The following is a 19,756-nucleotide window of genomic DNA, read 5'->3' on the forward strand; positions in this document are numbered from 1 at the left end:
AATTTAAGCAAGCTGGTAATTAAATAACTTATAGGTTAAAGGCAAAAGGTTAAAAGGAGAAAGGGAAACAAAAAAAACCTTTTCCCCGTTACCCAATTTTCCAAAGTTATACTTTAACTTATTTACCACCTGACATTTTGGCGTTTCAAATATATCTTTAAGTCTCGGTGGTATTCGAGCAAGACAAGGAACATCCAAAGTGGCTCATACTTTTTTAATGCAACCCGGGCGCTGGACATTACAAGGTAGTTGGCTAGAACGTAATAGTATGCCCATTAATGTCAAGGGTATGATCTTGGTGGCTTGGAATCGGGATAACTGGTTTACTATGGCGACAAAGCTGATATTTCCAGGTAGCGATCGCACAGAAATTGCGTTGCAATACAAAGGACGCTTAGATGATGGAGAACGCCAATATACTTTTTTGCTCCAACATAATCTTTTAGGACAGGTTGAAGGCGAAGGTTTGATTGGAGTATCAACAATTGTGCAACGTTACTGGGCATTAAACGATCGCCAACGTCGTAGTGGTTTTGAAACTTTACATCAATTATCAGAAGATAACTACTACTTAAGTAGCGCTGTTTTAACTGGACATTTTTTAAATAGCACTATAGAAGCCAACCTTGAACGTCAATCAAAATAATATTTGGTGTTTGGTAATTGGTAATTGGTAATTGGTAATAGTTATTTCCCCTTGTCCCCTTGTCCCCCCATCTCTCCCTCATCTCCCTCATCTCCCCAATCCCCAATCCCCAATCCCCATTACCCCTTATCCCCAGAGGGGGCCCCGAGTTCCCCAATCCCCAGTCCCCAATCCCTACCCCCTAACCAAAATCCGATTGAGATACTGCAAAATTCCTACCGTAATGAAAAGACTTAAAGCAAAACAGAGCCAGTAATTATTGACGATAATTCTTGATTGATCGAGCGCCCACCCACCTAGCAGAGAACCCATAAAATTGCCCATAGCCCAGCAAAGGGCGTTGATAGAGAAATACACCCCTCGTTGCGATTCAGGGGCTAAATCGGTCACTAGAGAGGCAGCAAAAGGGGTATAAGAAGTCATAGCTAGGGCAAATACTGCTAGGGCTAAAGTTACCCAAAGCAGATGATGAGATGTGGTGATAGTAGTTACCCAAATGAGGCTAAAGCCTATTGCCCAGAGAATAGCCGAAATTGTCAGTGCCAGGGTATGAGAGTAGTTCTTTAAGGCAGCTGCAATAGGAAATTGGCAGACAATAGCCAAGGCTAGATACCCAGAAAATAGCGTGCTGATGGTGGTTGCTGCAAATCCTGGAGTATCGCCACCGACGTTGACAAAATTTTTAAAGTAAATCGGTAGGGTGCTATTTATTTGAGACAGGTAGGTAGTGAAAATAATGTTGACAGCCACGTAGATCAGGAGACGGCGATCGCGTAATGCTGTCATCCAAGAGGTGAAATGTTGCTTTTTGGGATACTCATCCACCTGGGGTTGATAAGTTTCATTAATTGCCCCATAGACAATCATCAAAAACACCATGAACGAAATAGCATCAATGACAAATAGCCCCCGATAAAAGCCAGTCGTCGCCACCCACAATCCTGCTAGCGCACTACCAATCGCTAACCCCAGATGATCTGCTACTTTGGTGAGGGCAAAAGTTTCGCGGCGATTGCCAACTTCACTGGCATCAGCCACAATCGCTTCACTCGCAGGCCAATAGAAACCCATCCCTAAACCACAAATCAGCCGCCCAATTACCAAGGTGGCAAAGTTGTTGGTTGCAGCTAACACCAGAGAACCAATTACCGAAATTGCTGCTGCTAGCAGTAAGGTGCGACGACGGCCCCAATTAGGAGAATCTGCTAGAGAACCACCAACAATTTTTCCCACAATACCCAAAATTGAAGCGCTAGCCAAAGCAATACCAACAGAGGTTGCGGATAAGCCAACTTGATTGACGAAAAATATGGGGGCGTAAAACATGGTAAAGCCAGTCCCTACTTCCGATAGGAACCTCGCGATCGCAAAAATCCCTACTTGGGAATTAATTTGGGGTAACCACGAGAATAACTCCGATTCAAGCGCTGGCTGTCTGGATGGGAATTTCATTGAAAAATTATGTTTTTGTAATTCTTATTATTGGCGGGGATTTTCCTCACAGATTCCACAGGATTTCCACAGGCATTTTACATGTTTTCCACAGATGCTCTACGAGTTCATAGGCGGTTGCCACCTTATTGGGGATTGTTTGCTTTTTGGTTTCGGTAGTCTCAGTGACTGAGTTTTTGTTAACATTAGTAACAAAAAACAGGTTCAAACCCTGATTTTATCGTCGTAATTTACTTTTTATACCACCGTTTTTAACATTTCGCAGCATTGACAAACCTACCCCCTCTTAGCGCACAATGATTCGGCTTGCTGTTGTAGTTCGTTCAACCGTTAACATCTATATGGGTAAAATTACCTCAGGTGTTGACGTAGATTGTCGAGTAAGCAAAGGGTTGTGTTTTCGCCCTCAGCTGTCACTGCAAGCAACTAGTCCCTCTTGATTGACCTCAGAGGAGGAAATCTCATGAACGCAACAGTTAACATTTTTACAGAAATCCCAGAAGCACTTCACGAATCCCTAAAAACCTACTTAGAAACACATCCTGATTGGGATCAAAACCGAGTATTAACGGCGGCTTTGTCACTGTTTTTACTGCAAAATGGAGATAGTGATCGCCGTGCTGCTCGTGTTTATTTAGAAACCTTGTTTCATCACAGCTAACTATAAAAATAAATAGCCACAACGCTCTATGCTATCAAGCATACTCCGTTGTGGTGGTCATCACGGTGCTATTCTGGTTCATATTCAACTGTAAGCAAACTTAGTAATTTATCCTAGAGAAATAAGTGCGCTCTTGGGCTGCAAAGCATTCAATATTTGGCACTAATGATTAAATTTATCAGGTGCGATCGCAAAATTTGAGGATGGATGTTCTATTTTGTGACATCCATCCTCTATAATTTAGGACTTACGCCAGCAAAATTTGTCATTGCGGCCGGAACGTAGTTTAGGGAAGCAATCCCATAATTTTAGGCGATTACGTCGCTACGCTCGTAATGACGTAATTCCGTAACTTTCGCGTAAGTCCTATAATTTTTTATTTGATTTAATTTCTCACAATACACAATAATATTAAAAATCTCTTCTGAAAGGTAAATATTTTCTAACTAATATGCACCATCTTACATAACCAGCATTTTTATCTGAATGGTTTAACGATTCTCAAATAAATTACTGGTATGTATTGGTGCATCGTCCACATTCGTAGAATGACTTTGAGGACTATATAAACTTTGTTGTTAGTCACATTAAAGAAGTTCACCAATTCTGACAACTGAAGTCGTCATCATTAACTGCTGACACAGGATGGATAGACAAACTTCTCCAACCTCCTCAGTACTCAGCAATATTTTCAAGTTAGCTATCATAAGTCAGGATTTGGTACAAGCAAGGATGAAAATATCAATCCTTCCTTCTGCCTACTGCCTGATTTTCAATACAACATTCAGGCTAGGTTTTGGCACAAACCTTGCCCTGAAAATTTGTCTTTCCCATGCCCCATGCCCAATTCCCCATGCCCAGAACCGTTGCGAGTACGTCATTGCCAATGGAGCTGGGCTAAATTTAGACACACCAGCTTTGCAAAGAACAGAATCGCTAGTATTGTAGCGACTGTAGACTTCGTTGCATGTTTTAGATTGATTTGTGCTTACTGAAGTTACTTTCGTGACTTAAGTCAAAAGTCAAGAGTTAAAAACTCTGGACTATAGACTAAACATTTAGGAACTAACTTCTAATTGTGGGGAGTGAGTAGGACATTCAAATTTATATCCCACGCCACGTACTGTCTGAATTAACGCCGGCTGGCTGGCATCAATTTCAATTTTTTTGCGAATTTGACCAATATGTACATCTACAACCCGCTGGTCGCCTACATATTCATAGTCCCAGACCTCTTGAATGAGTTCTGCGCGCCGCCAAACTCTACCAGGATGGCTAGCTAAGAAATGTAACAAGTCAAATTCCAAAGCGGTTAAGGGTACTGGTTGGTTGTTCAGCGCTACTTCCCGCCGGACTGGATCGATCATCAACTTCTCAAAAACGAGGCGTTTTTGTTCAGCTGTGGTGACTACACGTTGCCGTCGCAAAATAGCTGCTACTCTGACTTCTAATTCTCCCAAACCGAAGGGTTTGGTGAGATAGTCATCAGCACCTTTAGCAAAGCCGCGAATTTTGTCAGCTTCGTCTGCGCGGCTCGTGAGCATCAATACAAAAACACCATTGCGACTTTGCATCTCTTGGCAGAGGTTAAACCCAATTACATCTGGTAAATTTACATCTAAAATCACCAAATCGGGGTTAAATTGCTCAAATAGCGCTAAGGCTGTCTTACCATCCTCAGCAGCTTCTACTTGATAACTCTGCTTAATTAAAAAGCGTTGGATTAAATTCCGAACCGCTGGGTCGTCATCAACTACAAGAATCTTGGCAGGAGCCATGACCATCACTTTGCACAAAAATTCATAGGATTAACAGGAGAATTGCGTATAAACGCTGTTTCCACTTAGGGAATTCGTTAAAAATCTACAAGGCTAAGAGATGCATTTCCTGACTATCTAAAATAATAGTGTAATCATGTTTTGGATAATTCAACCAGTTAACAGACAAGCATATCAGTGCAAATACTGTAATTTTGGCTAACTTTGTATCCATAAACTAGAAATTTCCCTCTCAGCCACAGCAGTTTAGTAACCTAGAAGACTTTCCGATCCCAAGTAAGTGGTAATTGAAATTGTTTCAATATTAAATCGATATGCGGATCGATACCACCTACAATGCTTAAACTGAGTGATTAAAACTCCAGATTGCAGGAGTCAGTGACTAAAAAGGAAATGGAAAGTTTAATTTTTTCATAAATATTGTATTTTAAGTATTCTGAGTTCAAATTCTAGAGTAGAGCGAGAACTATTCAACGACATGGGGGGATACACGGAGTTATGGCAATATGTTAAAGTGACTTATAGTTAAAATTCCCAAGTCGATCAAACTAACCCATGCTAGTATCCAAGTATGGCAACAATTTTGATGGGCATGAGGATTACAATCAAAATAAAAGCTAAATTTGTATTTCTGTCAACAAAAGACTGCCGCTGACCGAGGCTGAAATATAAACTCCCATGAGCGATCAAAATCCCTACGAAAAACTTGGGGTATCAGAAGATGCTAGCTTCGACGAAATTCAAGATGCTCGCAATCGCCTATTGGAGCAACACAGTGGCGATGCCAAGCATCTAGAAGTTATTGAAGTTGCCTACGACGCGATTTTAATGGAACGCTTGCGGATGCGCCAGGAAGGTAAAATTAAAGTTCCTGAGCGCATTCGGTTTCCTGAAGTTCGAGTGCAATCGCTTCCCAAAGAAAGCCCAACTAAGAATGAGCAGTCGCCAGCGTGGCTGCAACGTATGCTTGATCAGCCAACAAAAGCTGATGTGCTGTTACCTGGAGCTTGGTATGCGGGTTTGAGTGCCGCTAGCTTATTCTACCCAGCAGCAGGCGATCAGGTTTTGCAGCTAGTTTTAGTAGTTGGAGTGGGAATTAGTATTTACTTTCTCAATCGTAAAGAAGGTAAATTTGGTCGAGCAGTTTTATTCACGCTAGTTGGGCTAATTATTGGTTTAATCCTTGGAGGGTTAGTCGCTAACTGGCTTTTACCGCAAGTACCATTCATTAGTCTCACATCAAATCAGTTTTCTACGGTATTAACGTTTATTTTGTTATGGTTGGTTAGCAGCTTTTTACGTTAATTTCGGGACTATGTTGACTCGATTTTGTTTATGGCAAAGCTGCCCAAATAAATTTTCTGAATATTTCAGATTTTGGCTGACTAATGGGTAATAGACTATACAGTTTCAGGTCTATTACCCATTACTATTGCCAAGTCCTGCAATATTGTGCCATTACAAGCTACTAACCGATAGAAAGCGATCGCTGATTTTTAAGTCCAGTTTCTAAAATGAAATCAACTGCTGCACTTAAATTCGGCACAATAAACTCAGGGTGGTAAGGTTCTAATTGAGTGCGATCACGGATACCAGACTCCACAGCGATCGCCTTAATATTATGTTTTTTCGCCGCCGCAATATCAGCTTCCGTGTCTCCCACCATCCAGCTATCAGCCACAGCAGGGAGTTCCTCAATTGCCCTTGTCATCAGTAAAGGCTTATCTTCAATATCACGGGTTTTCACATAGTCGTTAGCTAGGCAATAACAGCGATTCTCTGGGAAAAATCTACCTAGCTGGAATTTTTGGAAAGCATAGTCTAATTCCCAAACTCGGCGCATTGTCATCACCGCCAAATCGATTCCCGCAGCTTGAATCTTGACGAGCGCTTCTACTGCACCAGGGACTAGAGTATCGTATTGAAAATAATTCTCAGTATGTACTGTTTGCCGCCGCAATTGTGCAAATTCTAATGCCTGTGTTTCATCTAGTCCCGAGTTGATCGCAATTTGTTTTTCTGGAACTCGCGATCGCTTCAGTTGCCAAAATTCTGCCTTGGAAAGTTCTCGTACAGATTGATCGGAACGTCGGGTTTTTTCTAAACAAAATTGATAAACACGGTAATATCTTTCAGAGACATCAACAATAGGGCCGTCGAAGTCAGTAATTAGTCTTAGCATCGGCGGAAAAGCAAATATTAATTTTTATTAAATTATCTCATATATTGTTACCTTTTGGGAGTTTGGGCTTAGGTGTTATCCCAATTACCAATTACCCATTACCAATTACCCATTACCCATTACCCATTCCCCACATCCGACTTCATTACTTCATACTCCCGACCACTGGGCTTTAAACTAAATTGGGGAGATGATTGCAAGAATTTGGTGAAATTAGCACCTAACTTGAGCTTTTTGACAATCGCATTCGGAGATTGTCCAGATATTTTCTGTAACTCTGTTCCTAGTTTGGATACAGTTAAGTTTACTTGAGGAGACTTAGCTTGCATATTGCTAAGAATTTCTCCTAGTAACTTTTCCAAGTCTTCCTTTGAGCCAATTTCCTTAACTTCTAATGTATTCGTCTGTGTGGCTAAATCCTCTTTGTCTGAAGATGGATTGGATTTGTCTTCTAAGTTTTGCGGGTTACTGTTAGAATCTAGTTCGCAACGCTCTTGAAATAGATTAGTGATCGCATTCAAATTGCTCAGTCTTGAATTAATAGATTCCTGTTCAGCTTTAATCAAATCCTGGATTTTATCTACAACCCCTTCTAAGGAGGGAATTTCGATTGCTTGTGATAGAGAATAAAAGATAAATTTTCCGGTAGTTTTATTCTCGATATGTAAAGTTTGAGATTTTCTCCGCACCCAATATACTGTTAAGCCTTGGTTTTGTAGTTCATTGCATAGGTGGGTTAAAATACCATCTCCTGAACAAACAAATATTGCTTTAACTGTGGGATAACAATTTAATAGACTAGCACCAACAGCAATCATTTTCGCATCAGCGCTGTCTTTACCTCCAGGGACATGAAAAAGTTGATAGCCACGTTCATATAATTCTGTATCTTGCTTTCCATTACTGGGAGTTTTCCAGTTAGCAAATGCAATTTTTACTTGTAGCGGATAATTGCAGATACTAGCTAAAAACTCTTCAGCCGCAATATCTATTTTTAAGTTTTCTGCATCTAATAGCAATAGAGAAATTCCTGTATCTTGCAGTGTTTGACTCTCAACTTGAGGTTTGATTTTTTGAATAAATTGGTCTAATGCAGGAGATTCTAAAAATTCTGGTGATAATAGAGTTTGCAACAGTTCTTGCGCTAAAGTTAAACCTCGAGCTTCAGAATTTTTCTCTTGTTCTATCTCTGTTGGCAAATTTTCTATTAAAGAAAGTTCTTTGACATCAACTAAAGGTATTTGAGAATGTCCATTGCTATCCCCAATCCACTCATTTTCTACAGAATGCAGTAATACAGGCTCAATGAATTGTTTACGGCAATTTTTGCACAAATAATACTGCTTACCATTCCTATGGCCGTTTTTACGATATGAAGTAGAGGCGCATCGGGGACATTTCATCTTGTTATTTAGCTTGTCTTGTGCTGATATTTACCTCTAATTTTGCAATCTGAAAAGTCAAGTTTACAAAGTTTAATAAATTTACTAGTCCCTGCTTGAGAATGTTTTCTAGCTCAGATTAGTCATGAACTTTGCATGATCAATGTAGGAAATGCTTTAGTTTATCCGTGGTAAAACATATTCGCGGGTGCGGTAATCGGAAGGATTAGTAAAGATTTTCGTAGTGGAGCCAAATTCAACTACGCTGCAAACCCGATTTTCGTTGGTTTGAAAGAAAGCAGTAAAATCTGATACACGAGTGACTTGCCGCATATTATGGCTGACAATCACAATCGTTAACTCAGAGCGTAAACTTTGGATTAATTCTTCAATTTTGCCGCTAGCGATGGGGTCTAGTCCAAAACAAGGCTCATCCATTAAAATAACTCTGGGCTTAACGGCTAAAGCACGAGCAATACAGAGCCGTTGTTGTTGACCTCCAGAAAGTTCCAAAGCAGATTTATGCAGCTTATTTTTCACTTCATCCCAGAGGTCAGCAGCTTTAATGGCAGATTCGATAATAGCGTCTAATTCTGATTTCGGATACCAGCCGACGAGTTTGACCCCATAGGCGACATTATCATAAACGCTCATGGGAAAGAGATTTGGTTTAGGTAAAACCATACTAATTTGGCGACGCACCCGATTTAAATTCACGCGCCGCTCATAGATATTTTGACCAAAAAATTCTACTCTCCCTTCAACTTTTATTTCTCCTTCTAATTCACTCATGCGATTGAGCGATTTGAGAAAAGTAGATTTACCACAACCGCTAGGGCCAATAATGGCAGTAACTTTGTCTTGGTAAAAATCTAATGATATATCTTCAAGGATCTTCTTATTTTCGTAATAAAAGCTAAAATTGCTGACTTTTATAGCCGTAACTAATTTACTCATGGTCGCAAAATATTTGATATCAAGACCGAGTTATCAGAACGCTGAAACTCCTATTCCGTAGTACGTTATTTCTCTAACCTGATTTATGAAGTATTTGTGAATTTTTACTATACCTAAAGGTTGGAGAAAAGTGATTATACAAGTAAAAATCTCCAAAAAACACCAATTAATATGCTTAATTAATGACATTTGATGACATTTGAGCTTTGCATCAAGCATGAAGAGCTTGACAAAAAGACATTACTTGCATGTGTTACAAATTAGCCTTCATATAACCAGGAGTTAACTTTTATATTACCTGAGCCAGTCAAATTTCAGGTAGTGAACAGTTAACTGATATGTTCACTAACTCTGAACTTCAGAAGAACAGTCTGTTTTTACACTGATTGGGCGACAATTGTACGCCCGACAAATTAGGAGTATCCTGGTGAACAAGATGAACTTTAAGCTTAACAGCTTGACGGTATTAGGTGTAACTTCATTTGTAGCTGCTACTTTTGGGTTAACAATGTCTGCGGTTCAGTCCCAAAGTGTCAGCACAATCACAGTAGATGGTTCTAGTACTGTATTTCCCATTACGGAAGCAGCAGCGGAGGATTTTCAAAAGGCTCAAGGCGGTAGAGTAAGAGTTACCGTAGGTGTTTCCGGTACTGGCGGCGGCTTTAAAAAGTTCTGTCGCGGTGAAACAGATATTTCTAATGCTTCCCGTCCGATTCTGCAAAAAGAAATCAGCGATTGTAAAGCTAATGGTGTTCGTTATGTAGAATTACCAATAGCTTATGATGCTTTAACAGTTGTAGTTAATCCACAAAATAACTGGGCAAAAAGCCTTACAGTAGCTGAACTCAAGAAAATTTGGGAACCAGGGGCGCAAGGTAAGGTTAGTAACTGGAGTCAAGTCCGTTCTGGGTTCCCCAATGCACCATTGAAGTTATTTGGCCCTGGGACTAATTCTGGAACCTTTGACTACTTTACCGAAGCTGTAGTTGGTAAAGCTAAATCTAGCCGGGGTGATTTTACCGCTAGTGAAGATGATAACGTTTTGGTACAGGGTATTTCCCGTGATAAAAATGCCTTGGGCTACTTTGGTTATGCTTATTATGCAGAAAATAGCAAAAAGCTGAAAGCTGTAGCAGTTAATGGGGTATCACCTTCAGAAGCTACTGTCAAAAATGGCAGTTATACTCCTCTATCTAGACCACTGTTTATTTATGTCAGTTCAAAATCAATTGATAAACCAGAAGTAAAGCAATTTGTGAAATTTTACTTGCAAAATGCTGCTAAATTCTCCAAAGAAGTCAGATATGTAGCGCTGCCAAGTTCAGCTTACACTACAGCTCAAAGCCACTTCAACAAAAAGAGATTTGGCAGTGTATTTGGTGGTCAAGAAGCAGTTGGTTTAAAGATTGACGAATTAATGCGCCGCGACGCTAAAGAATAAACTCATTTCTAAAGTTTGAATTGGGTTTAATTGAGTTTGCGAAACATCAATATATTCTAGAGGGCACGGCGTGTCGTGCCCCTACAATCTGTCGCCTTCTTTTTTCAAATTGGTATTAGATTCTAAGTTTTGGATTGTATTTGTCAATCTAAAATCTCAAATCAAAACTTATTTGATGATTTATCCAAGGGAGGTTTTTACCTCTCTTTATCTTAATTGAAGTAAATTTTTTCAAGAGCGATCGCTATTCAGTTAATATGATTGGTGCTAAACCAACTCGACTTTCTCCCAAACTATTGCGTAATCTGCGTGAACGGGCCATTGAGTTTGTCTTGTTTCTCGCAGCATTGTCTTCTGTGGCGACTACCATAGCGATTGTCGCCATTTTGGTCTATGAATCCATACTATTTTTTCAGAAAGTATCTATTTGGGAATTTCTCACAGATACCCAATGGACACCTTTATTTGACGACAAACACTATGGTATTTGGCCTTTGGTGTCAGGAACTTTAGTAACTACTGTAGTTGCTTTATTAGTAGCAATTCCACTCGGGACAATTATTGCTATTTACCTCAGTGAATTTGCACCACCGATAGTCCGAGAGGTAATCAAACCGATTTTAGAATTATTGGCAGGGATTCCTACAGTAGTTTACGGATATTTTGCCTTACTGTTTGTTACGCCTTTATTGCAGGTAATATTGCCAGAATTACCTGGTTTTAATATGTTGAGTGCGGGTTTAGTCATTGGAATTATGATTATTCCCTATGTAAGTTCCCTGAGTGAAGATGCAATGCGCGCCGTACCTGCACATCTGCGCGAAGGTTCTTATGCAACTGGTGCGACTCGCTTGCAAACAGCCTTACGAGTTGTAGTCCCAGCATCGATTTCTGGGATATCAGCCGCTTACATTTTGGGAATTTCCCGTGCAGTTGGTGAAACGATGATAGTCGCGATCGCAGCTGGCGGTCAACCTAACCTTACTTGGAACCCGATGGAACCAGCCGCAACTATGACAGCTTACATTGTTGCAGTCAGTCTTGGCGATTTACCACATGGCACTTTGGAATACGAAACTATCTTTGCTGTAGGGCTAACTCTAGTATTAATGACTTTGGTATTTAATATCATTGGTCATTTTCTAACTAAGCGCTATCGAGAGATTTATTAGTTTGGTATTGGTCATTTGTCAGTTAATTACGAATTAGAAATTACGAATTCCATGACCACCACTCGTAGTATGCGGCAAATCCGCGCTATTATTAACCGCAACAAGCTTTCTGAATATATTTTTAGTATTGTTGGTTTGTTGTCAATGTTGATTGGAATTGTGACTTTACTAGCACTAATATTTGACTTAGTTAGTGATGGTGCGCCACGTCTTTCTTGGGATTTTTTTACATCCTTTCCTAGCCGTAGAGCAGCAAATGCAGGTATTCTTTCGGCTTGGGTAGGTTCTCTTTTAGTCATGCTAGTAACGGCATCGGTTGCAATTCCGATTGGTATAGCATCAGGAATTTACTTAGAAGAATATGCCCAGAAAAATTGGCTAGCTGATTTGATTGAGATTAATGTCACTAATTTGGCTGGTGTTCCATCCATTATTTATGGACTGTTAGCCTTGGGTTTATTTGTCTATGGCTTCAATTTAGGCCCTAGCGTGGTAACAGCAGGATTGACATTAGCCCTATTAGTTTTACCTGTGGTAATTGTCACCACTCGGGAAGCTTTGCGCGCTATTCCTAATAGTATTCGCGAAGCTGCTTACGCTACTGGTGCGTCTAAATGGCAAATGATTTGGGATCATGTTTTACCTTATGCAACTGGTAGCATTCTCACAGGAATTATTGTGGCTTTAGCACGCGCTATTGGCGAAACTGCACCTTTAATTACCATAGGCGCGCTGACATTTATTGCCTTTCTTCCAGATTCTCCAATTAAAGGAGAATTTCCTTTTATATCCTTTTCCTGGCTATTAGCACCTTTCACAGTTATACCCATTCAAATGTTTGATTGGGTGTCTCGTCCTCAAGAAGCATTTCAAGTGAACGCCGCCGCCGCAGGTATTGTACTAATTGCCATGACTTTGGCTATGAATGCTATAGCTATTTATCTCCGTTATCGTTTACGTAAAACAATCAAATGGTAGAAAAAAAATCTTCAATTTTAGAAAGACCGATTAAAGCTGCGGTTAATTATCTCAATTTTTACTATGGTGGCAAAGTCCACGCTTTAAAAGATATTAATATGCCCATTGGTGATCAACAGGTAACAGCACTGATTGGGCCTTCTGGATGTGGCAAAACTACTCTCTTGCGTTGTTTCAACCGAATGCATGACCTTTATCCGGGGAATCGTTATCGCGGAGAAATTAGTTTAGAACCAGATGGAATTAATTTGTTGAGTAATAAGGTTGACCCCATTGAAGTCCGGATGCGGATTAGTATGGTGTTTCAAAGACCTAATCCTTTTCCTAAGTCTATTTACGAAAATGTAGCTTATGGTTTGAGAGTGCGAGGTGAAACAAAACGCGCAGTTATTGATGAGAAAGTAGAGAAAGCTTTGCGTGGTGCAGCATTGTGGGATGAAGTTAAAGATAGATTGCGTGATTTAGCTTCTAACCTTTCTGGTGGTCAACAACAACGGCTTTGTATTGCCCGTGCTTTAGCAACTGACCCAGAAATTGTACTATTTGATGAGCCGACATCTGCTTTAGATCCCATCGCTACTTCTAGTATTGAAGAGTTAATTACTCAACTCAAGGAAACAGTCACAATTTTGATTGTTACTCACAATATGCAGCAAGCAGCCCGTGTTTCTGACTATACGGCGTTTATGTATTTGGGTGAATTGGTGGAGTTTGACAAGACACAAACGATTTTTAATCATCCTGCGAATAAAAGAACGGCTGATTATGTAAGTGGGTTGTTTGGGTAATAGGGAATGGGGAACTCGGGGCCCCCTCTGGGGATAAGGGGCAATGGGGAAGGGGGAAGGGGTAATGGGGAATTGCTTGTGATTAAAAATTCCTGTCCTCAAAAATGAAGACAGGATGAGGGAATTCAATTATTAGGGAACTCTAAAAAATAAATTATTCCGTTCAAGTCATTGACTGTTGACCGTTAACTGTGAACCGTCAACAGTCAACAATAGCAATGGAATGTTTTTTACTTGGAAGTCCCTAATTGATTATTCGTCAATTTGCCAAGAATCTTTGGTGATTTCTTCATCAAGGATTTTCTTGGGACGCAGGATGATAATAATTTTTCCTAACAGGGGAATTTCTGGGTCATTCTCAAACCACTGGATGTCTAATTCACCGGAATTTTCTAATATAAAATAGCTGGAAGCATCCCATTGCCGTTGGGCACGATCTACTACTACTAAAACTTGTCCTGGTTGATTTTGGCTTTGGTTTGGCAGGCGATCGCTATTCGCTATAATCACTACTGGGTCTTCGGCACTCAATAGTACTTGCCAACCTGGTAATGGTACCCAAGCTTGTTCGCCAGTAAATTTAACCATACGAAATGGTTGAATTTCTGTCACTAATGGCACCGCTTTTAAGTCATTTGGTGTCAATGGCAACTCACCAGCTACAGGGATAATTCTCGGTAACTCTTCTTCAGACTCTAGGCGATAAAAGGGTAAAAGTGGAGCCGGACGTTTAGGAACGACAGTAAAATCTGTGAGTAATTGTTCAATTTGTTTCCTAGCCGATGCTGTGTGTGCAAACCGTAAGCCTTTAGCAATTAAACGCGATCGCTCTTGAAAATCGCTGTTTTGCCGTGCTAATTTCCAGGCAGTATAAGCTACAGCATCTCCGGGATGATTGGAAAATCCTTCTGGAAAGATGCGGAAGCGGCAAAACTCTTTATAGGCTTTGGCTACTTCCCTGGCTTCATCCATGTCGAGTTTGTGCTGGAAAGTCAATTCAGCAGCTGCGGCGCGTTCTTCATGGGTGAGTAAACGTAACTCATATAAAATATCACTACCACGTGAGGCGTAATGCGATCGCGTTGCCTCCGATGCACCGCCTTTTTCTAAAGAATTATAAACTTGAGAACCAACAACTACCTGATTTTGTTGAATTGGCTCAAATCCAGTAGCCTCAAAAATCTCTTGAGGATTGTAACCATTTTTTTGCAAATAAGCGATCGCTTGACCCCATTCCACCCAGTTACCTTGCTTTTGCCGTAACTTTATTAGCAACTCCTGGGCGGTATCTGAATCAGCGTTGTCAGGATTTTGAGGGTTGGGTGGTAGGTCAGTCATACGTTAATAATTAATACCGGCTCGGCAAATCTTATTCTATAGGAAAAAAGCCGGAAAACCCTGTACTCAAATGCAGGTGTAAAAGATGGGGATGAGGGAGATGAGGGAGATGAGGGGGATGAGGAGGATGAGGGGGATGAGGGGGATGAGGAAGATGAGGGAGAAATTTCCATTACTCATTACTCATTACTCATTACCCATTACTCATTACCCATTACCCATTACCCATTACCCATTACTCATTACTCATTACCCATTACCCATTACCCATTACCCATTACCCATTACTCATTACCCATTACCCATTACTCATTACTCATTACTCATTCCCCAATCCCCAATCCCCAATCCCTAGTTCCCTATTATTTAACGACATCCGCAATTCTTCGCAAGGCTGGGTAATGTATTATCAACTAGACTTGGTATGGAATATAACAAGATAGTAAATATTTTAAGGCATTTATGGATAATCTCAGTTTGGAAACTAATACAGATCGTCGTCAATTAAGAACTTTAGATAGGCCGAAAAAACTCAAAATCCTGGTGGTTGATGATGAACCAGATAATCTAGATCTGTTGTATCGCACCTTTCGCCGGGATTTTCAAGTTCTCAAGGCTGATAGCGGGATGAACGCCTTACAAATGCTGGCAGCAGAGGGAGAGGTGGCGGTAATTATCTCTGATCAACGAATGCCAGAAATGAAGGGAACTGAGTTTCTCAGTAAGACTGTACCTCAGTTTCCAGATACCGTGAGAATTATCCTTACAGGTTTTACTGATATTGAAGATTTGGTGGAAGCAATTAATGCTGGGCAAGTCTACAAATATATTACTAAGCCTTGGGACCCAGGGGAATTGAAGGCGGTAGTCCAACGGGCAGCCGAAACCTACGATTTACTGAAGCAACGTACAGAAGAATTACGCTGTGCTAATGCTCAAATGGCACTGTTAACTGTTTTAGTGGAAGTAACACAAGCAGCTAATAGTTTAGAAGAAATACTGAAACCAATTGCTACTGCATTTAGTCAAAGTTTTGGCTCAGATGCCTGCATTTTGCAACTGATTGAAGATCATAGTTTAATTGCAACTCAAGGGTCTTACTGTGAAGGCGGTACTGTAGAAAACTGGCTAACCCAAGACCCCTTAACCAGCGAGGCGATCGCTACTGGCAATATTCAAGTTTCACTAAATATACTTAAAGATCCAAAATTATCCAGTGTTGCTCATTACCAAAATTCTGGTGTACAAGCACACTTAATTATCCCCATTAACTACCGCAACAAAGTTATGGGGGTATTATCGCTACAGTGGAAACAACCACACACTTTGCGAGATGATGAGTTAAAGCTAATCAATTTATCAGCACAATTGGTGGCGATCGCTCTCACGAGCAGTTTTTATCACCAAACACAAATTTAGTCAAGTGTCAATAGTCTAGGGTCTAAACTTCAACTCGCGACTTTTGGCCCTTGACTACAGACGCGAGGAATCGCGTCTCTCCTACTCTTGACACTTTGACTAATGACTCAGGAAATTCGCGTTATTTTTGATCGTATTGCTCCTATTTATGACCAACTGAATAATTGGTTAAGTTTGGGACAACACCGAATTTGGAAGGAAATGACCATCAAATGGAGTAACCCGCAACCGGGAGATACTTGTTTAGATTTGTGTTGCGGGAGTGGGGATATCGCTTTTGGTTTAGCCAGGCGTGTAGGCGCTACAGGTCATGTATATGCAGTAGATTTTTCCCATAACCTGCTAGCAATGGCTCAAGAACGCTCGCAAAATCAGTATACCCAACCTCCAATTACCTGGGTTGAAGCGGATGTCCTAGATTTACCCTTTGAGGACAACAAATTTGATGCCGCCACAATGGGCTATGGTTTAAGAAATGTTAAAGATATTCCCCGCAGCCTTAAAGAGTTGTACCGCGTTCTCAAACCTGGTGCAAAAGCTGCCATATTAGATTTTCATCGCCCAGATAATCCGCAGCTGCGATCGTTCCAGCAATGGTATTTGGATAATCTTGTTGTCCCTATAGCGACCCAGTTAGGTGTTAAGGAAGAATACGCCTACATCAGTCCCAGCCTAGATCGCTTTCCTATTGGCAAAGAACAGGTAGAATTAGCTTATCAAGTTGGTTTTGCTGAAGTCACACACTACCCCATTGTGAACGGTATGATGGGAGTGCTGGTAGTCAGTAAACTTTAGATTTTGTATTGCATATTTTGCCTTAAGGTCTACTGGGAAAAACACAGAGACTCTTAAATGCAAAAGTCAATATTTAATCTAAAAACCAATATCTAATACCCAAAATTGCTAATTCCAAAATCCTGTGGATTGGTCTCATTTGTGGCTTTATGTATCACCACCGATATTAGGTGGAATTATCGGCTATTTCACGAATGATATAGCCATCAAAATGTTATTTCGCCCCTACCGAGCAATTTATATCGGTAAGCAAAGATTGCCATTCACACCTGGCTTAATTCCCCGTAACCAGGAAAGGCTAGCTCTGAAGATTTCTAATACAATCATGGGGTCACTTTTGACACCAGAGGAGTTGCAAAATCTCGCTCGCCGTCTGTTACAAACAGAAAGAGTAGAAGGAGCAATTCTGTGGTTGTTAAAACTAGCACTTGACCAAATCAATTCCGAGGATAAAAATCAAAAAAGTGCTAAAATTGTCGGCGGAATTTTGCGTGATTTATTAGGTGAATCTTTGCCACGTCTCCTCAAAGTTTTAGCGCGGCGAGAAGACTTCTTGGAAGTACAAATCAATCAGATTTTTGACCAAATACTCCTAGAATTTCAACTGAGTGAAGAACAGTCAACTAGGCTGGCTGATTGGCTTTTGCAAGTAGTTGTGCCGCCAGATGTGCTGCGACAAACAATAGTTGATTTTTTAACCGATCGCACAATTCAAACCATTGACGAAACCTTTCGGGAAAAGACCAGCGGTACCTATTGGGTAGTAGCGAATTTGTTTGGTTTACGCAATACTCTTACTAGACTGAGAGCTTTTTGCTTAGATGAAAAAGAGGCTACTAACGATCGGTTGAAAGAATTAATTCAAGAATTGCAAATCCGCGATCGCATCAGAAAACTCTTGCAAAATTTATCATTGCAAAACTTACCCATAGGGACAGTACGCCAACTGCGTAAAACTACCAGAGAAAGCGTCCGTCATTACTTGCAAACTAGCGGTAGCGATTTACTACAAGGTTTAACTGACTCCGTAGATTGGGAGAATATCGCTTCTTTGTTGCTCAATCGTCTGAGTACATCACCCGTAGTTAGTAGTTCTCTAGAAGTTGTCAGCCAAGAATTGGCTTTAATTTTGGAACGCTATTTAGAGAAAGATTTGGAAGCAATTGTCGCGCAAGTAATTCCAATTCTATCTATCGATCAGGTAATTGTTGACCGCGTCAAATCAACTTCTCCTGCTGATTTAGAAGCTGCAATTGAAGGAATTGTTAAAAGTGAATTGCAGGCAATTGTAACCTTGGGTGGTGTCTTAGGTGTAATTGTGGGTTTAGGTCAAACGGTGTTTTTACTGTTGAATCAACAATAATGGGTAATTGGTAATTGGTAATTGATGATTTTTCAGGGCTGCTTTGTGCTTTGGGAATACAACTAAAGCAAACATTAAAACTAGCGATTCAAGAAGCGTGACGCGCCAGCCCCTGTTTTCTAAACATGGGGATAAGCGTCTACGCTATTTTAATTGCCGTCATCCAATTTTGGATTATACCAATTTAAAAAAATAATGCGACAGATTGTAGGGGCAAGGCAGTGCCCATTGGTGTCAACTGAAGCTAAATGCTCTATAGGGCGGGCGTTGTACAAATACCTCGCGCCCTCATCCCCTAACCCCTTCTCCCGCAGGAGAAGGGGAACTAAATCTCTGGCTCCCTTCTCCCTGTGGGAGAGGGGCTGGGGGTGAGGGCAAAAACCTTGCTACAAAGCAGGTTTCACGTTAAGTTGACACAGGTGGGCAGTGCCTTGTCCTCTAGAGTATATTGATGTGTCGCAAACATTATTTGATTTGGTATGAGATTTTAGATTCTGGATGCGGAATAGCCTTTCTCAGTCGTGAATAAATTCTTGATCAGGCTTCACCTGAATTGTTTAGCACTTTAGTGCTGTCTATGAAGTTATAAAAATTTTGGTAATTCACCACTAGTACAAATCGACGCAAATAAACAGACTATCTGTAATTGCTAAAAGGCTTGTGGTATAAGTATTCTTTCTTTTGACTTTTGACTCCTGCGGAGTTCGCCAGTTGCTTTATGCCGACGGCACTTCCTTCAAGTCGGCAAAGCCGCCCAACTGAGTGCCTTGGGAACCCGTCCACCGCACTGGCTCACTTTTTACTTTTGCCGTGCTAGCCTATTCACTAACAGGAGAGTCGGATGAAAAAAGTAGCAGTATTTGGCAACGCTGGAGGTGGTAAATCTACTCTCAGCAAGAAATTATCCCAAATCACGGGTTTACCGCTTCATGTCTTGGACAAAATTAAATATCAATCAGGCGGTGTTGAGCTTTCAGATGAAGATTATAAACGCGCCCATGAGCAAATTTTAGTTAGTGAACAATGGATTATTGATGGGTTTGGTTCTATGGAAACCCTTTGGCCTAGACTAGATGAGGCAGATAGCTTAGTTTTTATCGATTTACCGCTATATGTACATTTCTGGTGGGTAACTAAACGACTAATCACAGGTTACTTTAACCCACCAGACGGCTGGCCAAAAAACAGTCCTATATTTAAAAGTTCGCTAAATAGCTACCGCGTGCTTTTTTTATGCGACAAATATTTGACTCCTAGATATCGTGAGTATATCAAGCAGGCAAAAAGCCAGAAAAATGTTTATCATCTTCAATCGACTCAAGATATTTCGCAATTTTGGGAATCAATTGAAAATAATGGGCATAGGGCATAGGGCATGGGGCAAATAAATAGGCACGGCAGTAG

At 40.7% G+C, this 19,756-nt stretch carries 19 protein-coding genes; 13 read left to right on the plus strand and 6 right to left on the minus strand.

Translation table 11 applies throughout. From position 1 onward, the window contains the following. Positions 1 to 199: 199 nt before the first annotated feature. Positions 200 to 646 carry a hypothetical protein gene (locus tag HGR01_RS35865; RefSeq protein WP_045867578.1) on the plus strand — a complete coding sequence of 149 codons (447 nt, stop codon included), beginning with the start codon at positions 200 to 202 and terminating at the stop codon, positions 644 to 646. 174 nt (positions 647 to 820) lie between these two features. Here HGR01_RS35865 and HGR01_RS35870 read toward each other — a convergent pair whose 3' ends face one another. After that, positions 821 to 2,098, minus strand: coding sequence for an MFS transporter (locus tag HGR01_RS35870; protein WP_045867579.1), 1,278 nt, complete (start codon positions 2,096 to 2,098; stop codon positions 821 to 823). Positions 2,099 to 2,561: 463 nt separating this feature from the next. Between HGR01_RS35870 and HGR01_RS35875 the strand changes: the two genes are divergently transcribed. Next, positions 2,562 to 2,759: a DUF2811 domain-containing protein gene (locus HGR01_RS35875; protein WP_045867580.1), complete on the plus strand. Its 198-nt coding sequence runs from the start codon at positions 2,562 to 2,564 to the stop codon at positions 2,757 to 2,759. Between the two features lie 732 nt (positions 2,760 to 3,491). After that, positions 3,492 to 3,707 (plus strand): hypothetical protein, encoded by a 216-nt coding sequence (locus HGR01_RS35880; RefSeq protein WP_155538909.1) that lies wholly within the window; start codon positions 3,492 to 3,494, stop codon positions 3,705 to 3,707. Between the two features lie 110 nt (positions 3,708 to 3,817). On the opposite strand, the gene HGR01_RS35885 is transcribed toward HGR01_RS35880, so the two are convergent. Beyond that, the gene (locus tag HGR01_RS35885; protein WP_045867582.1) at positions 3,818 to 4,537 is read right to left on the minus strand and encodes a response regulator transcription factor; all 720 of its coding nucleotides are present in this window, start codon (positions 4,535 to 4,537) and stop codon (positions 3,818 to 3,820) included. Positions 4,538 to 5,215: 678 nt separating this feature from the next. Between HGR01_RS35885 and HGR01_RS35890 the strand changes: the two genes are divergently transcribed. Next, on the plus strand, positions 5,216 to 5,842 hold the full coding sequence (locus tag HGR01_RS35890) for a CPP1-like family protein (RefSeq protein ID WP_045867583.1): 627 nt from the start codon (positions 5,216 to 5,218) through the stop codon (positions 5,840 to 5,842). A 163-nt stretch (positions 5,843 to 6,005) separates the two neighbouring features. On the opposite strand, the gene HGR01_RS35895 is transcribed toward HGR01_RS35890, so the two are convergent. From HGR01_RS35895 to HGR01_RS35905, 3 genes are all read right to left on the minus strand, one after another. After that, entirely contained in the window at positions 6,006 to 6,719 is a 714-nt protein-coding gene (locus tag HGR01_RS35895; protein WP_045867584.1) for an HAD family hydrolase, read from the minus strand. Positions 6,720 to 6,838: 119 nt separating this feature from the next. After that, positions 6,839 to 8,053: an NYN domain-containing protein gene (locus HGR01_RS35900; protein WP_228045724.1), complete on the minus strand. Its 1,215-nt coding sequence runs from the start codon at positions 8,051 to 8,053 to the stop codon at positions 6,839 to 6,841. A 225-nt stretch (positions 8,054 to 8,278) separates the two neighbouring features. Next, entirely contained in the window at positions 8,279 to 9,058 is a 780-nt protein-coding gene (locus HGR01_RS35905) for a phosphate ABC transporter ATP-binding protein (protein ID WP_045867586.1), read from the minus strand. 436 nt (positions 9,059 to 9,494) lie between these two features. Between HGR01_RS35905 and HGR01_RS35910 the strand changes: the two genes are divergently transcribed. The 4 genes from HGR01_RS35910 (at position 9,495) to pstB (ending at position 13,437) form a co-directional block, all read left to right on the plus strand. After that, entirely contained in the window at positions 9,495 to 10,499 is a 1,005-nt protein-coding gene (locus HGR01_RS35910) for a PstS family phosphate ABC transporter substrate-binding protein (RefSeq protein ID WP_045867587.1), read from the plus strand. Between the two features lie 257 nt (positions 10,500 to 10,756). After that, positions 10,757 to 11,671, plus strand: coding sequence for a phosphate ABC transporter permease subunit PstC (pstC, locus tag HGR01_RS35915; RefSeq protein ID WP_045867588.1), 915 nt, complete (start codon positions 10,757 to 10,759; stop codon positions 11,669 to 11,671). 51 nt (positions 11,672 to 11,722) lie between these two features. Next, positions 11,723 to 12,649 (plus strand): phosphate ABC transporter permease PstA, encoded by a 927-nt coding sequence (gene pstA / locus HGR01_RS35920; RefSeq protein ID WP_045867589.1) that lies wholly within the window; start codon positions 11,723 to 11,725, stop codon positions 12,647 to 12,649. Beyond that, positions 12,643 to 13,437 carry a phosphate ABC transporter ATP-binding protein PstB gene (pstB, locus tag HGR01_RS35925; protein WP_045867590.1) on the plus strand — a complete coding sequence of 265 codons (795 nt, stop codon included), beginning with the start codon at positions 12,643 to 12,645 and terminating at the stop codon, positions 13,435 to 13,437. The genes pstA and pstB overlap by 7 nt, the downstream gene beginning before the upstream one ends. A gap of 252 nt (positions 13,438 to 13,689) precedes the next feature. On the opposite strand, the gene HGR01_RS35930 is transcribed toward pstB, so the two are convergent. Then, entirely contained in the window at positions 13,690 to 14,775 is a 1,086-nt protein-coding gene (locus tag HGR01_RS35930; protein WP_045867591.1) for a RuBisCO accumulation factor 1, read from the minus strand. A gap of 154 nt (positions 14,776 to 14,929) precedes the next feature. Between HGR01_RS35930 and HGR01_RS35935 the strand changes: the two genes are divergently transcribed. From HGR01_RS35935 to HGR01_RS35955, 5 genes are all read left to right on the plus strand, one after another. After that, positions 14,930 to 15,130 (plus strand): hypothetical protein, encoded by a 201-nt coding sequence (locus HGR01_RS35935; RefSeq protein ID WP_096621947.1) that lies wholly within the window; start codon positions 14,930 to 14,932, stop codon positions 15,128 to 15,130. A 107-nt stretch (positions 15,131 to 15,237) separates the two neighbouring features. Beyond that, complete coding sequence (locus HGR01_RS35940; protein ID WP_045867592.1) at positions 15,238 to 16,194, plus strand: response regulator; 957 nt, start codon at positions 15,238 to 15,240, stop codon at positions 16,192 to 16,194. Between the two features lie 102 nt (positions 16,195 to 16,296). After that, entirely contained in the window at positions 16,297 to 16,989 is a 693-nt protein-coding gene (ubiE, locus tag HGR01_RS35945; protein WP_045867593.1) for a bifunctional demethylmenaquinone methyltransferase/2-methoxy-6-polyprenyl-1,4-benzoquinol methylase UbiE, read from the plus strand. Between the two features lie 124 nt (positions 16,990 to 17,113). Next, positions 17,114 to 18,352: a DUF445 domain-containing protein gene (locus HGR01_RS35950; protein ID WP_045867594.1), complete on the plus strand. Its 1,239-nt coding sequence runs from the start codon at positions 17,114 to 17,116 to the stop codon at positions 18,350 to 18,352. Between the two features lie 841 nt (positions 18,353 to 19,193). Next, a complete protein-coding gene (locus tag HGR01_RS35955) occupies positions 19,194 to 19,724 on the plus strand; it encodes an adenylate kinase (RefSeq protein WP_045867595.1) in 531 nt (176 codons plus the stop codon). The last annotated feature ends 32 nt before the right edge of the window (positions 19,725 to 19,756 follow it).

Origin of the sequence: Tolypothrix sp. PCC 7712, assembly GCF_025860405.1 — a bacterium.
GTDB classification, from domain to species: Bacteria; Cyanobacteriota; Cyanobacteriia; order Cyanobacteriales; family Nostocaceae; genus Aulosira; species Aulosira diplosiphon.

Bases quoted from the DNA above. Each gene is read 5' to 3' on its own strand.
- HGR01_RS35880 (WP_155538909.1), top strand. From the start codon at position 3,492: ATGAAAATATCAATCCTTCCTTCTGCCTACTGCCTGATTTTCAATACA.
- HGR01_RS35885 (WP_045867582.1), bottom strand. From the start codon at position 4,537: ATGGCTCCTGCCAAGATTCTTGTAGTTGATGACGACCCAGCGGTTCGG.
- pstC (WP_045867588.1), top strand. From the start codon at position 10,757: ATGATTGGTGCTAAACCAACTCGACTTTCTCCCAAACTATTGCGTAAT.
- pstB (WP_045867590.1), top strand. From the start codon at position 12,643: ATGGTAGAAAAAAAATCTTCAATTTTAGAAAGACCGATTAAAGCTGCG.
- HGR01_RS35955 (WP_045867595.1), top strand. From the start codon at position 19,194: ATGAAAAAAGTAGCAGTATTTGGCAACGCTGGAGGTGGTAAATCTACT.
- ubiE (WP_045867593.1), top strand. From the start codon at position 16,297: ATGACTCAGGAAATTCGCGTTATTTTTGATCGTATTGCTCCTATTTAT.
- HGR01_RS35875 (WP_045867580.1), top strand. From the start codon at position 2,562: ATGAACGCAACAGTTAACATTTTTACAGAAATCCCAGAAGCACTTCAC.
- HGR01_RS35940 (WP_045867592.1), top strand. From the start codon at position 15,238: ATGGATAATCTCAGTTTGGAAACTAATACAGATCGTCGTCAATTAAGA.
- HGR01_RS35905 (WP_045867586.1), bottom strand. From the start codon at position 9,058: ATGAGTAAATTAGTTACGGCTATAAAAGTCAGCAATTTTAGCTTTTAT.
- HGR01_RS35890 (WP_045867583.1), top strand. From the start codon at position 5,216: ATGAGCGATCAAAATCCCTACGAAAAACTTGGGGTATCAGAAGATGCT.
- HGR01_RS35910 (WP_045867587.1), top strand. From the start codon at position 9,495: ATGAACTTTAAGCTTAACAGCTTGACGGTATTAGGTGTAACTTCATTT.
- HGR01_RS35930 (WP_045867591.1), bottom strand. From the start codon at position 14,775: ATGACTGACCTACCACCCAACCCTCAAAATCCTGACAACGCTGATTCA.
- HGR01_RS35895 (WP_045867584.1), bottom strand. From the start codon at position 6,719: ATGCTAAGACTAATTACTGACTTCGACGGCCCTATTGTTGATGTCTCT.
- pstA (WP_045867589.1), top strand. From the start codon at position 11,723: ATGACCACCACTCGTAGTATGCGGCAAATCCGCGCTATTATTAACCGC.
- HGR01_RS35935 (WP_096621947.1), top strand. From the start codon at position 14,930: ATGAGGGAGAAATTTCCATTACTCATTACTCATTACTCATTACCCATT.
- HGR01_RS35870 (WP_045867579.1), bottom strand. From the start codon at position 2,098: ATGAAATTCCCATCCAGACAGCCAGCGCTTGAATCGGAGTTATTCTCG.